Annotated in this window: 13 protein-coding genes; 10 read left to right on the forward strand and 3 right to left on the reverse strand. The window is 71.2% G+C overall.

Annotated features, from left to right (window positions below; translation table 11 throughout):
- Positions 1–15 precede the first annotated feature (15 nt).
- Positions 16–996: a UDP-glucose 4-epimerase GalE gene (gene galE / locus ACIQWR_RS06110; protein ID WP_404005431.1), complete on the forward strand. Its 981-nt coding sequence runs from the start codon at positions 16–18 to the stop codon at positions 994–996.
- 82 nt (positions 997–1,078) lie between these two features.
- On the opposite strand, the gene ACIQWR_RS06115 is transcribed toward galE, so the two are convergent.
- Both ACIQWR_RS06115 and ACIQWR_RS06120 read right to left on the reverse strand, forming a co-directional pair.
- On the reverse strand, positions 1,079–2,260 hold the full coding sequence (locus tag ACIQWR_RS06115) for a glycosyltransferase (protein WP_404005433.1): 1,182 nt from the start codon (positions 2,258–2,260) through the stop codon (positions 1,079–1,081).
- Positions 2,257–5,127: a CDP-glycerol glycerophosphotransferase family protein gene (locus ACIQWR_RS06120; RefSeq protein WP_404005434.1), complete on the reverse strand. Its 2,871-nt coding sequence runs from the start codon at positions 5,125–5,127 to the stop codon at positions 2,257–2,259. The genes ACIQWR_RS06115 and ACIQWR_RS06120 overlap by 4 nt, the downstream gene beginning before the upstream one ends.
- 182 nt (positions 5,128–5,309) lie before the next feature.
- Here ACIQWR_RS06120 and ACIQWR_RS06125 point away from each other — a divergent pair, with 182 nt between their 5' ends.
- From ACIQWR_RS06125 to ACIQWR_RS06155, 7 genes are all read left to right on the forward strand, one after another.
- Positions 5,310–6,356 (forward strand): glycosyltransferase family 2 protein, encoded by a 1,047-nt coding sequence (locus ACIQWR_RS06125; protein ID WP_404005436.1) that lies wholly within the window; start codon positions 5,310–5,312, stop codon positions 6,354–6,356.
- Positions 6,353–6,799 carry a GtrA family protein gene (locus ACIQWR_RS06130; RefSeq protein WP_404005437.1) on the forward strand — a complete coding sequence of 149 codons (447 nt, stop codon included), beginning with the start codon at positions 6,353–6,355 and terminating at the stop codon, positions 6,797–6,799. The genes ACIQWR_RS06125 and ACIQWR_RS06130 overlap by 4 nt, the downstream gene beginning before the upstream one ends.
- Positions 6,800–6,873: 74 nt before the next feature.
- A complete protein-coding gene (proB, locus tag ACIQWR_RS06135; RefSeq protein ID WP_404005438.1) occupies positions 6,874–8,001 on the forward strand; it encodes a glutamate 5-kinase in 1,128 nt (375 codons plus the stop codon).
- 13 nt (positions 8,002–8,014) lie between these two features.
- The gene (locus ACIQWR_RS06140; protein ID WP_404005440.1) at positions 8,015–8,518 is read left to right on the forward strand and encodes a hypothetical protein; all 504 of its coding nucleotides are present in this window, start codon (positions 8,015–8,017) and stop codon (positions 8,516–8,518) included.
- 267 nt (positions 8,519–8,785) lie between these two features.
- Positions 8,786–10,078, forward strand: a complete 1,293-nt coding sequence (locus ACIQWR_RS06145; protein WP_404005442.1) for a glutamate-5-semialdehyde dehydrogenase — start codon at positions 8,786–8,788, stop codon at positions 10,076–10,078.
- 77 nt (positions 10,079–10,155) lie between these two features.
- A complete protein-coding gene (locus ACIQWR_RS06150) occupies positions 10,156–10,734 on the forward strand; it encodes a hypothetical protein (protein ID WP_399267120.1) in 579 nt (192 codons plus the stop codon).
- An 85-nt stretch (positions 10,735–10,819) separates the two neighbouring features.
- Positions 10,820–12,019, forward strand: coding sequence for a hypothetical protein (locus ACIQWR_RS06155; protein ID WP_404005443.1), 1,200 nt, complete (start codon positions 10,820–10,822; stop codon positions 12,017–12,019).
- Here ACIQWR_RS06155 and ACIQWR_RS06160 read toward each other — a convergent pair.
- Complete coding sequence (locus ACIQWR_RS06160) at positions 12,003–13,136, reverse strand: M48 family metallopeptidase (protein ID WP_404005444.1); 1,134 nt, start codon at positions 13,134–13,136, stop codon at positions 12,003–12,005. The genes ACIQWR_RS06155 and ACIQWR_RS06160 overlap by 17 nt on opposite strands.
- Before the next feature lie 140 nt (positions 13,137–13,276).
- Here ACIQWR_RS06160 and ACIQWR_RS06165 point away from each other — a divergent pair, with 140 nt between their 5' ends.
- Both ACIQWR_RS06165 and nadD read left to right on the forward strand, forming a co-directional pair.
- Positions 13,277–13,444: a hypothetical protein gene (locus ACIQWR_RS06165; protein ID WP_354380222.1), complete on the forward strand. Its 168-nt coding sequence runs from the start codon at positions 13,277–13,279 to the stop codon at positions 13,442–13,444.
- An 85-nt stretch (positions 13,445–13,529) separates the two neighbouring features.
- Entirely contained in the window at positions 13,530–14,147 is a 618-nt protein-coding gene (nadD, locus tag ACIQWR_RS06170; protein ID WP_404005445.1) for a nicotinate-nucleotide adenylyltransferase, read from the forward strand.
- Positions 14,148–14,152: the final 5 nt, after the last annotated feature.

Raw genomic sequence — 14,152 nt, forward strand, 5'->3', positions numbered from 1 at the left:
GCTCGGGAGACACGCATGACGTTTCTGATCACCGGAGGCGCCGGTTACATCGGCGCACACGTCGTCCGCGCGATGCTGCTCGCCGGTGAGCGGGTCGTCGTCCTCGACGACCTGTCCACGGGCAACGCCGACCGCGTCCCGGAGGGCGTTCCACTGGTGATCGGCTCCGTCCTGGACCGGCTCGTCCTCGACGAGACCTTCCAGCAGTACGACATCACCGGCGTGGTGCACCTGGCGGGCAAGAAGCAGGTCGGCGAGTCCGTCGAGAAGCCGCTGTACTACTACCACGAGAACGTCCAGGGCCTCACGGTCCTGTTGGAGGCCGTCGCCGCGGCCGGGGTCCGTAACGTCCTCTTCTCCTCCTCCGCCTCCGTGTACGGCATGCCGGACGTGGACCTGGTCACCGAGGAGACCCCGTGCGCGCCGCTGAGCCCGTACGGCGAGACCAAGCTGGCCGGAGAGTGGCTGGTCCGCGCGGCCGGCAGGGCCCACGGCATCTCCACCGCCTGCCTGCGCTACTTCAACGTGGCGGGCGCGGCCACCCCCGAGCTCGCCGACACCGGCGTCTTCAACCTGGTCCCGATGGTCTTCGAGCGCTACGACGCCGGTGAGGGCGCCCGGATCTTCGGCGACGACTACGCGACCCCGGACGGCACCTGCATCCGCGACTACATCCACGTCGAGGACCTGGCCGAGGCCCACCTCGCCGCCGCGCGCAAGCTCGCCGAGTGGGCCGCGCGGGGCGAGTACCAGGACCTCACCGTCAACATCGGGCGCGGCGAGGGCGTCTCCGTACGGGAGATGGTCGAGCTGCTGAACGAGAACACCGGGCACGACATCGCGCCCGTCGTCACCCCGCGCCGGCCCGGCGACCCGGCGAAGGTCGTGGCCTCGGCCGAGCGGATCGCGGCGGAGCTGGGCTGGAAGGCCCGGCACGACGTGCGCGAGATGATCACCTCGGCGTGGGCGGGCTGGGAAGCCAACCGCAAGGGCTGAACGGGCCCGCCGTACGAAGGAGTCGCCCGCCCCGGTATGCACCGGGGCGGGCGGCTCCTTCGTACGGCGTACAGCCGACCGGTCAGCGTTCCAGGAACGCGAACAGCTTCTCCCACCGGTCGGTGATCTCGGCGCTGGAGAAGCGGCGCACGCTCTGGAAGGCGGCGTCGCCCATCCGGTCGCGCAGCTCCTTGTCCGCCATCAACAACCGCAGGTGGCCGGCCAGTTCCATGGTGTTGCCGAGCCGCGCGAGCAGCCCGTCCTCCCCGTGGGTGACGATCGCCCGGACGCCCGGCGCGCAGTCGAAGGCCGCGCAGGGCACGCCCGCCGCCATCGCCTCCAGCAGGGTGATCGGGAACCCCTCGGCCCGGGAGGCCTGGGCGAAGACCGAGGCCCCGCGCAGGGCGCCCAGCACGTCGTTCGTGCTGCCCATCCACTCGACCGAATCGTCCAGGCCGAGCGAGGTGCAGCGCTCGCGCAGCATGTCCGCGTCGACGCCCGCGCCGTAGATCCGCAGGGTCCAGTCGGGATGCTGGGGCACGGCGTCCGCCCAGGCGTCCAGCAGCAGGTCGACGCCCTTCTCGTCGGCGAGGCGACCCACGCAGGCGACGACCTTCTCGGTGCGCGGGGCGGGGGAGTCCGGCATGAAGGGCAGCGGGTTCGGCATGCTGGAGACGTTCTGCATGCCGGAGCGGATCCAGAGGTCCGCGTCCTCCGGGGTCAGCACCAGCAGCCGGTCCACGTCCCGGTAGTGGCGCCGGACCCGGGCCGCGCGGGTGGACTTGTGGCTGGCCTCGTAGGACTCGTGGCTCATCCCGATGAGGCTGAGCCCCTTGGTGTCGCTGAGCGCCACCCACTCCATCGCCCAGACCTGGGTGACGATCACGACCGCGCCGGGGCGGGCCGCCCGGAACAGAGCGCTCAGCCGCTCGGCCTTGGCCCGCATCCCGGCCCGGCGGACCGCCTGGCGGCGCCGCTCGGGGGCGTTGAGGCGCCCCTTGATGCCGTGCAGCCGACGGGCCGCGGGCGGGTGGGCGTCGTACAGCGTGGTCGTGGCGTACGGCAGGTCCGCCGGGAACTCCTGGCGGATCTCCTCGGCGACGGGGGCGATGCCGACGACGTGCACCCGGTGGCCGCGGTCGGTGAGGAGCCGGGCCATCTGGTGCGACCAGGTGGTCACCCCGCCCAGCTCGTCCACGCTGTTGGAGACGATGAAGACGTCCCGTCCGTCGGTCGGCAGTGACTCGACGCTCTGCTCGCTCACTTGCCACCCCTGGTGAAGAACTTCTCGACGATCTGGCGGGCCGCGTCCCCGCGGTCGTACTCGCCGAACTCGGCGAGGAAACGGGCGCGGGACTCCGCGTACTTGGCGTCCGCCTCCTCGAAGGCGCCCAGCGCCTGCAGGAGTTCGTCCGCCGTGGCCACGACCGGGCCCGGGGCCTTCTCCTTCAGGTCGAAGTACGTGCCGCGGATGTCCGTCGTGTACTTCTCGTAGTCGTAGGCGAAGAAGACCATCGGCCGGTCGAGGACGGCGTAGTCGAACATCACGGACGAGTAGTCCGTGATCAGCCCGTCGGCGAGCTCCAGCAGCGGGGTGATGTCGTGCCTGCGGGACACGTCGATCACCCGGCCCGCCACCGAGGGCGGCAGGGAGACGCTGTTGAGGTAGTGCGTGCGCACCAGCAGCGTGAAGCGGTCACCGAGCCGCTCCGCGAACTCCTCGACGTCGAACGGGAAGGTGAAGCCCTCCACCGCGCCGTCCGCGTTCGCCCGGAAGGTCGGCGCGTACAGCAGCACCTTCGTGTCCGGGGCGATGCCCAGCTCAGCGGCGAGCGGACCGCGCACCCGCTCGCCGCTGTCCGCCTCGGCGCGGTGCGCCGCGACCAGGGCGTCGTTGCGCGGGTAGCCGGTGCGCATCAGGACCTCGTCGCGCAGCCGGAAGCCCTTGGCGAGGGTGCGGGCGTCGTGCTCGGAGCGGATCAGGAAGTGGTCGAAACGGTCCACGGCCTTCTGGAACTTGGCCTGCCCCGCGCGTCCCTGCGCCTTGGTGCGCGGCTCGTGGAAGCCCATGCGCTTGAGGGCGGATCCGTGCCAGGTCTGGATGTACGTCGTCCCGGGGCGCTTGGCGAGCGCGAGCGGGAAGCCCTGGTTGTCGATCCAGTACTCGGCCTGGGCCAGCGCCCGCAGGTAGGGCCAGCTCCAGCGCTTGACCAGGGTGGCCTCCTTGGGGAAGCCCGTGGGGCGGGCGCCCGCGTAGGACCACACCGCGTCGAAGGCGACGCCCTGGCGGACCATCTCCTCGTAGATCGCCTTGGGGCTGTCGCTGTACTGCTTGCCCATGTGGCTCTCGAAGACGACCGTGCCCTTCTTGATCGGCAGCTTCGAGAAGACCTCGTGGTAGAGCTTCACCTTCTGCTCGCCGGAACCGATGTTCCGGCGGGCCCGCAGGGCCTTGCGCAGTCCGCGCTTGACCACTCCGGCCGCCTTGCCGTGCATGGCGTTGTTGATCAGGTTCTGGGTGCGGACGGCGGCGGCGCCCTCCGCGGTCAGGACGTAGGAGAGGTTGCCCTTCTTGGTGATCTCCGGCTCGAAGCGGTCGGAGACCAGCCGGGTCAGCCGGGGGCGCACGCGCAGCTTGGTCGCCTTCTCCAGGTCGACGTCGCCGACCGAGACCCGGGTGGAGAGGCGGTCGCCGCCGGCCTTCAGCTTGAGCCGGACGTCCCAGACGGCGTCGATGATGCCGAGCGGGCGCACGGTCGAGCCGATGTCGGCCGTCGCGGTCCACTCGATCGTGTCACCGGCGTGGCGCACGGTTGCCACGGGGAAGCGGAAGGACCGCACCCCGATCTGTCGCCGGGCGCGGAACTCCAGCTCCGCGCTCAGCTCCGCGTCGGGCCGGATCCGGCCGAGCGGGTTCACGACGGCGCCCGACACGGTGACCGTGCCGCGGCCGTCGTCCTCGTAGGAGGTGAGTCGGTTGCCCAGGGCCAGCGAGGTCAGCGCGGTGGTGTGGAAGCCCTGGTCGGTGACGTCCAGTATCCGGCGGGCCTCGGCGTCGTCGAGGTGCTCGGCGCACCAGTAGACGCGCCCGTCGCGCTCCGCGAGCGGGGAGGACAGCCGCCCCTTGTTGGTCATGGAGTCGGCGGCCGAGAGCAGGTTGTCCCAGTCCTCCTGGCCGAGCAGGTACGCGCAGATCGCCTGGAGCGCGGTGACGTGCTCGTAGGCGTCCGGGTCGATGCCCGCCAGGTAGCCGTTGGCCAGGCGGGCGAACTCCTGGCGGTAGTCGTCGTCCAGCAGCCGCAGGTCACGCAGGTGCAGCACGAGGTCGTGCTTGAGGAACTTGGCGTCCTTGGCGGACTTGATCTGGTCGTGGCCCTTGCTGGCGAGCAGCTCGTCGACCCGGCGGTGGATCTCCATCCGGTGGACGAAGTTCGCGATCTCGTGGCGCCGGTTGCTGATCGACTTGTCGGCGGCCTTCTCGACCACGTTCCAGAAGTAGACCTGGTTGGGGATCAGCGTGATCCGGCTGGCCGCGACGTAGGCCTGGGCCGAGAAGAGCAGGTCCTCGTAGTGGATCCCGACCGGGAACTCCAGCCCCTGCTCCAGCAGGAACGCGCGGCGGTAGCACTTGTTCGTCGAGAGGGTGTCGTAGACCAGCAGGTCCGGGTACTCGGTGATCGACTCCAGCGTCCGCGTGCGGGAGTAGATCCAGGGGTACCACTCGGTCGTCTTGCCGAACCGGTTGTCCAGGTGGACCCGGACGCACATGCCGGCGACCAGGTCGGAACCGGTCCGCTCGGCGGCGTCGAGCATGTTGCGGCAGGCGTTGCGCTCCAGCACGTCGTCGCTGTCCAGGAACATGACGTAGGTGCCGGTCGCCCGCTGGATGCCGTGGTTGCGCGGTGCGCCGCAGCCGCCGCTGTTCTCGGGCAGCCGGAAGGCGCGGACCCGGCCCGGATGGGCCGCTTCCAGCTCCTGGGCGATCGCGAAGGACCGGTCCTCGCTGCAGTCGTCGACGATCACGACTTCGACTCCGGCTAGGGTCTGGTCCAGAACCGACCGCACCGCTGTCGGCAGACGCTCTGCGTCGTTGTAGACGATGACGACCACGGAGACGTCAGGCACGTGCACCTCGATCTTGTTGTTCCTTCCGCCCCCGGACTCCGTCCGGAGGGACCCCCACCAGTTCAAAGCTACCGTGTACCGCACTCACCTCAGGCAGGCCGCCCGGCGGCGTGCATACTTCTAAGGAAGAGGTGAGCGTCGGGTCCGGCCGCTGACAATCACCCGTTCGGACCCAGCAGGAAGTGTTCATGACGAAGCTGTCCGTAGTAGTCCCCTGCTACAACGAAGAAGCGGTCATCGACAGCTTCGACACCGAGATCCGCAGGGTCCTGGACGCCCTCCCCGTCGACTACGAGGTCTGCTACGTCGACGACGGCAGCCGCGACGGCACGCTGGAGAAGCTCCGCAAGATCGCCGCCGAGTACGGCGACCAGACCCGGTACGTCTCCTTCAGCCGCAACTTCGGCAAGGAGGCCGGCATGCTCGCCGGCCTGCGCGAGACCACCGGCGACGCCGTCGTGATCATGGACGCGGACCTCCAGCACCCGCCGGACCTGATCGCGACCATGCTCGACTACTACCGGCAGGGCCACGACCAGATCATCGCCCGGCGCACCCGCGAGGGCGACAAGAAGCTGCGCAGCGCCCTGAGCCGGCTCTACTACCGCGGGATCAACCGCTGGGTCGACGTGGAGCTGGCCGACGGGGTCGGCGACTTCCGGCTGCTGTCCCGCCCGGCCGTGGACGCGCTGCTCTCGCTGCCCGAGTACAACCGCTTCTCCAAGGGCCTCTTCTCCTGGATCGGCTTCGACACCGTCCACTTCGACTACCGCAACGCGCAGCGCGAGGCGGGGGAGACGAAGTGGAAGCTCGGGTCCCTGCTGAACTACGGCATGGACGGCCTGATCTCCTTCAACAACCGGCCGCTGCGGATCGGGATCTGGGCGGGCGTGTCCCTGGTCGCGCTCACCGCCGTGTACGCCCTGTGGATCATCGTCATGGCGTTGACGGACGGTATCGATTCACCCGGTTACGTCACGCTCGTCGCCCTCATCGTCGGCATCGGCGGCGTCCAGATGATCATGCTGGGCCTGATCGGCGAGTACATCGGGCGCATCTACTACGAGACCAAGCGCCGCCCGCACTTCCTGGTCAAGGAATCGCACGGCGTCACCATCGAACCGCCCCGCTCGTCCCTCACCCCCACGCCCACGCCGCAGGCGACGGGCCCCACCGCCACGGCCACCGCTGCCGCGACCCCGGCCGCGACCGCCACGGAGCAGGACGCCCGATGAAGAGCCAGCTCGGCCAGATACTCCGCTTCGGCCTCGTCGGCGGGGTGAACACCGGCACCTTCTTCGTGCTGTACCTGCTGCTGCACCCGCACATGCCGTACTTCGCCGCCTACACGCTGGCCTTCGTGCTGGCGATGGTCGGCTCGTTCTTCATGAACACCTACTTCACCTACCGGACCAAGCCCACCTGGAAGAAGTTCCTGCTCTTCCCGCTGACCAACATCACCAACTACGTGATCCAGTCGGTCGGCCTGCTCCTCCTGGTGGACTGGGCGGGCATGAACGAGAAGATCGCGCCGCTGGTCGCCGCCGTCATCGCGATCCCCTTCACCTACGTGATCTCGCGGCGCATCCTGATCCCCGGAACGGACGCGGCCGAGGCCGCCGACCCCGCCGGGTCCGAGCCCCAGCGGTCCTCGACCTCCTCCGCGTCCACGGTCTGAAACCCGCGGGCACGGCCGGGAGGCCACCCCGTAGATTGAGGCCCGTACATCGGGCGAGGGGCAAGGGGACAAGCGTGTCAGCGGCAAGGCAGGGCGTGGCCGACGCCCGCAGGATCGTCGTCAAGGTCGGCTCCTCCTCGCTCACCACCGCGGCGGGCGGGCTGGACGCCGACCGGGTGGACGCCCTGGTCGACGTACTGGCCAAGGCCCGCAGCGGTGGCGAGAAGGAGATCGTGCTGGTCTCCAGCGGCGCCATCGCCGCCGGCCTCTCCCCGCTCGGACTGCGCCGCCGCCCCAAGGACCTGGCCCGCCAGCAGGCCGCCGCCAGCGTCGGCCAGGGCCTGCTCGTCGCCCGCTACACCGCCTCCTTCGCGCGCTACGGCGTGCGCGTCGGCCAGGTGCTGCTGACCACCGACGACACCAGCCGCCGCGCGCACTACCGCAACGCCTACCGCACCCTGGACCAGCTGCTCGCGATGGGCGCCCTGCCCGTCGTCAACGAGAACGACACGGTCGCCACCGACGAGATCCGCTTCGGCGACAACGACCGGCTGGCCGCCCTCGTCGCGCACCTGGTCCGCGCCGACCTCCTGATCCTCCTCTCCGACGTCGACGGGCTCTACGACGGCGACCCCGCCCTCCCCGGCACCACCCGCATCGACCAGGTGCGCGGCCCCGAGGACATCGCCCACGTCACCATCGGCAGCGCCGGCAAGGCGGGCGTGGGCACGGGCGGCATGGTCACCAAGGTCGAGGCCGCGCGGATCGCAGCCGCCGCCGGCATCCCGGTGGTCCTGACCTCCGCCAGCCAGGCCGCCGACGCCCTCGCGGGCGGCGCGACCGGCACCCACTTCCACGCCACGGGCCGCCGCTCCACCGACCGGCTCCTGTGGCTCCAGCACGCCTCCGCCCCCCAGGGCCACCTGCTCCTGGACGACGGAGCGGTCCGCGCGGTGACCGAACGCGGCAGCTCGCTGCTGCCCGCGGGCATCGCGTCGGTCGGCGGCGACTTCATCGCGGGGGACCCGGTCGAGCTGCGGGACGCGCGGGGGCACGCCTTCGCCCGCGGGCTGGTGAATTTCGACGCGAAGGAACTGCCGCAGCTGCTGGGCCGCTCCACGAAGGAACTGGCGCGCGAGCTGGGCCCGGAGTACGAGCGCGAGGTCGTACACAGGGACGACCTGGTACTGCTCCAGGACTGAGCCCGCAGGGCCGATGTTGGGCAAAACCGCCGCGCGGTCGGTCGGGGACTGGTCAACTGTGAGGGGCGGACACGAGGAGCGCGCAGACAGGAGGCGGCTGGTGAGACGAGCGCTGACCAGCGTCGGCTCGGGAGACTACGACGCGGCGGGTTCCGGTCACGGTGACGACCGGGACGACTCCCGGCTGTGGCACATCACCCTCAGCGTCTCCGGCAAGCCGGTCCCGCTGTCCGAGGTCCGGCGCGGGCTGGAACAGCTGGCCCACGACCACCCCTTCCTGCTGACCAGCCGGTACGCCGACGACCACGCGGAGATCCGGTACTGGGAAGAGGCCCGCGACCTGCACGACGCGGCCGCCGTCGCCCTGCGGCTGTGGGGCGAGCACCGCTCCTCCGCCAGGCTCCCGGCCTGGGAGATCGTCGGCCTTGAGGTTATCGACCGCGCGACCTACCACCAACGCGTGGCCGAAGGCTACGGCCCCCCACCGGCCCACCCGGTCGGCGTCCACCCGTACTGACCGTCCCGCATGTGCCCTCAATCGCCGGGCGGGCTTTCTCAGCCCCGCCGGCGTTCGGGCTTTCAGCCCGTCCGGGGGCACCTCCCAGCGGTAGCCGGGGGAGTTTGAGGACCGGGTCCGGGCGGAGCCCGGTTTCGGGAAGGGGCGGGTAGGGGACCGGCCCCGCGCAGCGGCCCGGCACCCCTCCCACCGGCACCCCCGCGGAGCAACCGTCTCGCGGGATGGAACCCCGGCCGACCCCCACCCCCCGGGGACTACCCTGCACGCATGACCTCGCAGAACGACGCCCCCCGCCCCGGCGCAGCCGAAACCGTCACCGCCACCGCCACCCGCGCGAAGACGGCCGCCGCCACCCTCGCCCCCCTCCCGCGGTCCGCCAAGGACACCGCGCTGCTGGCGATCGCGGACGCGCTGGAGGCCCGTACGGCCGAGATCATCGAGGCCAACGCCGTCGACACCGCCAAGGCCGCCGCCGCCGGCACCAGCGAGACCGTCATCGACCGCCTCACCCTCACGGCGGAGCGGATCCGCGCCATCGCCGCCGACGTCCGGGACGTCGCGGCACTGCCCGACCCGGTCGGCGAGGTCGTCCGCGGCTCGACCCTCCCCAACGGCATCGACCTGCGCCAGGTCCGCGTCCCGCTCGGCGTCGTCGGCATCATCTACGAGGCCCGCCCCAACGTCACCGTCGACGCCGCCGCCCTCTGCCTGAAGTCCGGCAACGCGGTGCTCCTGCGCGGCAGCTCCTCCGCCTACGCCTCCAACACCGCCCTCGTCGGCATCCTCCGGGACGCGGTCGAGAGCGCGGGGCTGCCCGCCGACGCGGTCCAGCTGGTGCCCGGCGAGAGCCGCGACTCCGTCCGCGAGCTGATGCGCGCCCGCGGCCTCGTCGACGTCCTCATCCCGCGCGGCGGCGCCTCCCTCATCAAGACGGTCGTCGAGGAATCCATCGTTCCCGTCATCGAGACCGGCACCGGCAACTGCCACGTCTACGTCGACGCACAGGCCGACCTGGCCATGGCGGTGAACATCCTCGTCAACTCCAAGGCGCAGCGGCCCTCCGTCTGCAACTCCGCCGAGACCCTGCTGGTCCACCGCGACATCGCCCACGCCTTCCTCCCGCTGGCGCTGGACGCCCTCGCGGACGCCGGGGTGACCGTGCACGGCGACGCCGAGGTGCTCTCGTACGCCGAGGAGTCCAAGGTGACCGCGCTGGCCGCCACCGACGAGGACTGGGCCGCCGAGTACCTGTCCTACGACATCGCCGCCGGCGTCGTGGACTCCCTGGACGACGCCGTCGCCCACATCCGGCGCTGGACCTCCGGGCACACCGAGGCCATCGTCACCACCTCGCAGGCCGCCGCACGCCGCTTCACCCAGCTGGTCGAGTCGACCACGGTCGCCGTGAACGCCTCCACCAGGTTCACCGATGGTGGTCAGTTCGGCTTCGGCGCGGAGATCGGGATCTCCACCCAGAAGCTGCACGCCCGGGGCCCGATGGGGCTCCCGGAGCTGACGTCGACCAAGTACATCGTCACCGGTGACGGTCACGTTCGGTAGTCGACCGCCGTACCCCGCGTGGCCGGAATTCGGTAGATGCCCTGCCCAAAGCCGCCCCCCAGGTCTAGGCTGGCGATGTGCCGGACGACGTGGGGGGCCAACCGTTCCCGGACGACGGGGAGCCCGACGACGACCGCGGAGGCGCGGAGTACGACTTCGCCTCCGTGGTGTTCGACGAGGACTTCGTCCGGAACGCCGAGATCCATGAACCGAGCGCCCTGGAGCGCCAGCGGGCGGCCGACCGCGCCCGCGCCGACGCGGAGGCCCGCGCCGCCGCCGTCGCGGGCGGCTGGGCCACCGACGACGACTCCTTCGAGGGCCACGAGGGCCATCCGTACGGCTACGGACCCGAGGGCTACGGCCTCGACGAGTCCGGGCGCGACTACGGCTACGGGTACGGCTACGGCCCGTACGGAGCCTACGGAGGCTCCCTGCGCCCCTACCGCGGCCGCTCCCGGTGGCTGCGGCCCGTCGCCTGGGTGCTCGCCGTCGTGATGGGCGTCGGCATGGTCACGCTCGCCTTCAGCGCCGTCTACCGCGGCGCGGCGGGCGACCCCGACCCGGCCCCGCGCCCCGCTCCGGCGCCCGCAAGCACTCCATTGGCGGAAGTCACCGGGTCCGGCGAGTTTACGCGCCCCGTCGTTCGCCAACCCTGAAGGTAGACCCCTCTCACGTGCGTCCGGAATCCGGCGCGCTTGTGGGTAGGGGGCTTCTCTGAAGCGGGGACAGCGGGGAGAAGCGATGGCCGTGCCAGGAGATCCACCCGACGGCACCCCCGAGGGCATCGGCGGGGGCGAGGACGAATTCCGGCCGGACGAGTACCGGTCGCTGGTGTTCGACGAGGACTTCGTCCGGGCTGCCCGGCTCCAGGAGTTCTCCGCGGAAGAGCGCATGGGCGAGCACGCCAGGGCCGTGCGCAGCCGCTCCATGTGGTCCTCCGGCGCGCCCCGACCGGTCAACGGGGCTCCGGGCCGCGCCGCCCGCCAGGGGCTGCTGCTGGTGCTGCTGATCGCCATGGCCTTCGGCGTCGCCGTCTACCTCGGCCTGAGCAATCCCTACGTGCCCCCGCCCCCGGGACGCGCCCAGCCGCTCACCGCCACGGTCGTCCCGCTGGCCCCCACCACCCCCGTGCCCGGCGGCAAGCCGGCCGACCTGTACGCGAAGAGCCCGGCCGCCGAATACCGGGTGGGAGCGGCCGGCATCACCCTGCCCGCGGTGCGCCGCACCCAGCACTTCAGCGAGGCCCAGGTGCTGACCGCGGTGGCCACGGCCAAGGACTACCTCGTCCAGTCCTCGCTCGACCCGGACGTGCTCGGCGGCACCGCCTCCCGGCCGGTGCGGGTGCTGTTGGACCCGGACCTGTTGGCCCAGTTCGACCGCAGCATGACCAATCCCACCGGGGACGGGCAGCACGCGGCCACCGGCTGGCTCGTCCGCTTCGACGCGGGCACCGCCGTACTGGCCGACTCCCGGGTGCGCGTGAGCGGCACGCTGGGCTTCGAGGAGGTCGCTCCGGACGTCCTGGAGGTCACCTCCGACCACACCTTCGTCTACACCGTCCGCGGGGCCGTCGCCGGACCCGGGCTCGACAACGCCTCGCTCTTCACCGTCCGCCGCGAGCTGCGCATGCGCTTCGACCGCGAGGACCTGGTGGCCCACCGGGTGGAGCTGCTGTCGGCCTACGTGAGCGCCGGGCCGCAGGACTGCGCCGTCGACCCGGCCACGGGCTTCCGGCCGCTGCTCGCCGGGGCCGCCGCGACCACGGTGGGCCCGGCCGCGACCGACCCCTACGCCAGCGGCCGCCCGCGCCGGACCTCGGGCCTGTGCGGGGTGCTGGCCCCGCCGCCGACGGACGCCCCCACGCCGGCCCAGGCCGATCCGGGACCCGCGCCGGAGCCCGCCACGGTCGACCCGGTGGCTCCGGTCAGCCCGCTTCCGTAGCGCCGCCCTTGCCGTCCTTGCCGTCGGCGGTCGGTTCGTCCGAAGAGCCGGGGGCAGCCGGGGCGCCCGGGGCATCAGGGGCGCTCGGGGCCGCGCTGCCGGTGAACTTGTCGCGCAGCTTGCCGCCGAGGTCGCCCGCACCGCCCGCGATGTCGCCGACCAGCTTCATCAGCGGGTCCTTGCTGGTGCGCACCGCATCGGCGTAGTGCGCGGCGGACTGGCGGAAGGAGTCGGTCACCGAGGTGTCCTTGTCCTCCTCGCGGCGCGGGTAGTGACCGGCCATGATCCGCTGGAAGTCGCGGCTCTCGGCCCACTTCTTCAGCTCCGCGGCCCGCACGGTGGTGAAGGGGTGCGTGCGCGGCAGCACGTTGAGGATCTTCAGGACCGAGTCGCGCAGGTCGCCGGCGGCGTCGTACTCCTCGGCCTGGGCGAGGAAGGCGTCCACGTTCATCTCGTGCAGGTGGTTGCCGCCCGCGATCTTCATGAGACCGCGCATCGAGGCCTGGACGTCCTGTCCGACCAGCAGGCCGGCCCGGTCCGCCGACAGCTCGGACTTGCGGAACCACTCCCGCAGCGCCGTGACGATCGCCATGATCGCGACATTGCCCAGCGGGATCCACGCCACCTTCAGCGCCAGGTTCGTCAGGAAGAGCAGGATCGTGCGGTACACGGAGTGCCCCGACAGCGCGTGGCCCACCTCGTGGCCCACGACCGCCCGCATCTCCTCCTCGTCCAGCAGCTCCACCAGGCCCGTGGTGACCACGATGATCGGCTCGTCCAGCCCGATGCACATGGCATTGGGCTTCGGGTCCTGCTGGACGTACATCTGCGGGACCTTCTCCAGGTCCAGGATGTAACAGGCGTCCAGCAACATCGCGTGCAGGTGCGGGAACTGGGTCTCGCCCACCCGTACCGAGTCGGACAGGAACAGCAGCCGCAGGCTCCGCTCCGGAAGCAGCCCGCTGAGGGCCTTGAAGACGGTGTCGAAACCGCTCAGCTTGCGCAGGGCCACGAGGGCCGAGCGGTCCGCCGGGTGCTCGTACGTCCGTGACGAGATGCCGGGGAACCTCCTGCGGTCCCGGGCCGGTGCCTTCTCGAATGTCGTGCCGTCCGTCATCGCGCTCCCCCTCGATCCACCTGCCGCACCGTGCGTCCATCCTCTCCAACGCCTGAGTCGGCGTGAGCGTGCCCCGGACCCCCGCATACGATGTGAGGGAAGTCTCCGCCCGCTCCCCGACTCGATAGGTAACCTGCCTGATGAGCCTCCAGTCCACCGCCCACGACCTGGTCCTCCTCGCCTCCGAGGGCGCCGGTGAGCACGCGGGCAACCACGAAAGCCTCAACCCCTACCTGACCGGTGGCGGCGCCTTCGTCCTGCTGCTGCTCATGCTCTGGGTGACCACCCGCCTGAACCGCGACCGCTAGGGGTGGCAGGGTCCGCGCGGGCCCGTCGCTCAGGTGCTCGAATGCGGGTCATGGTCGCGGCACCGGGCCAGTAGGCTCTGCGCTCATGGGAGAGCAGGAAATGCCTACCGGCCCGGTCAAGCGCCGGCTCGGGGTGATGGGCGGGACATTCGACCCGATCCACCACGGACACCTGGTGGCCGCCAGCGAGGTGGCCGCCCTTTTCCACCTCGACGAGGTGATCTTCGTACCGACGGGTGAACCGTGGCAGAAGTCGCACGGGGCGGTCTCGGCGGCCGAGGACCGTTATCTGATGACGGTCATCGCCACGGCGTCGAACCCGCAGTTCTCGGTGAGCCGCATCGACATCGACCGCGGCGGCCCGACCTACACCATCGACACCCTGCGGGACCTGCGCTCGCGCAATGACGACGCGGACCTGTTCTTCATCACGGGCGCCGACGCCCTCGGGCAGATCCTCACCTGGCGCGACGCCGAGGAGCTGTTCGCCCTCGCCCACTTCATCGGCGTGACCCGTCCGGGGCACGTGCTCACCGACGACGGCCTGCCCAAGGGCGGGGTCTCGCTGGTCGAGGTCCCCGCGCTGGCCATCTCGTCCACGGACTGCCGTGCGAGGGTGGTCCAGGGCGATCCCGTCTGGTACTTGGTACCGGACGGTGTCGTGCGCTATATCGACAAGCGTGAGCTGTACCGGGGAGCCTGAGCTTC

Origin of the sequence: Streptomyces sp. NPDC098789 (assembly GCF_044759975.1) — a bacterium.
In the GTDB taxonomy this organism is placed as follows: Bacteria; Actinomycetota; Actinomycetes; order Streptomycetales; family Streptomycetaceae; genus Streptomyces.

What these genes read in the sequence shown, in the direction of transcription:
- galE (WP_404005431.1), top strand. Translation starts at nt 16, where the DNA reads ATGACGTTTCTGATCACCGGAGGCGCCGGTTACATCGGCGCACACGTC.
- ACIQWR_RS06125 (WP_404005436.1), top strand. Translation starts at nt 5,310, where the DNA reads ATGACGAAGCTGTCCGTAGTAGTCCCCTGCTACAACGAAGAAGCGGTC.
- ACIQWR_RS06130 (WP_404005437.1), top strand. Translation starts at nt 6,353, where the DNA reads ATGAAGAGCCAGCTCGGCCAGATACTCCGCTTCGGCCTCGTCGGCGGG.
- ACIQWR_RS06140 (WP_404005440.1), top strand. Translation starts at nt 8,015, where the DNA reads ATGTTGGGCAAAACCGCCGCGCGGTCGGTCGGGGACTGGTCAACTGTG.
- ACIQWR_RS06145 (WP_404005442.1), top strand. Translation starts at nt 8,786, where the DNA reads ATGACCTCGCAGAACGACGCCCCCCGCCCCGGCGCAGCCGAAACCGTC.
- ACIQWR_RS06155 (WP_404005443.1), top strand. Translation starts at nt 10,820, where the DNA reads ATGGCCGTGCCAGGAGATCCACCCGACGGCACCCCCGAGGGCATCGGC.
- ACIQWR_RS06160 (WP_404005444.1), bottom strand. Translation starts at nt 13,136, where the DNA reads ATGACGGACGGCACGACATTCGAGAAGGCACCGGCCCGGGACCGCAGG.
- ACIQWR_RS06165 (WP_354380222.1), top strand. Translation starts at nt 13,277, where the DNA reads ATGAGCCTCCAGTCCACCGCCCACGACCTGGTCCTCCTCGCCTCCGAG.
- nadD (WP_404005445.1), top strand. Translation starts at nt 13,530, where the DNA reads ATGGGAGAGCAGGAAATGCCTACCGGCCCGGTCAAGCGCCGGCTCGGG.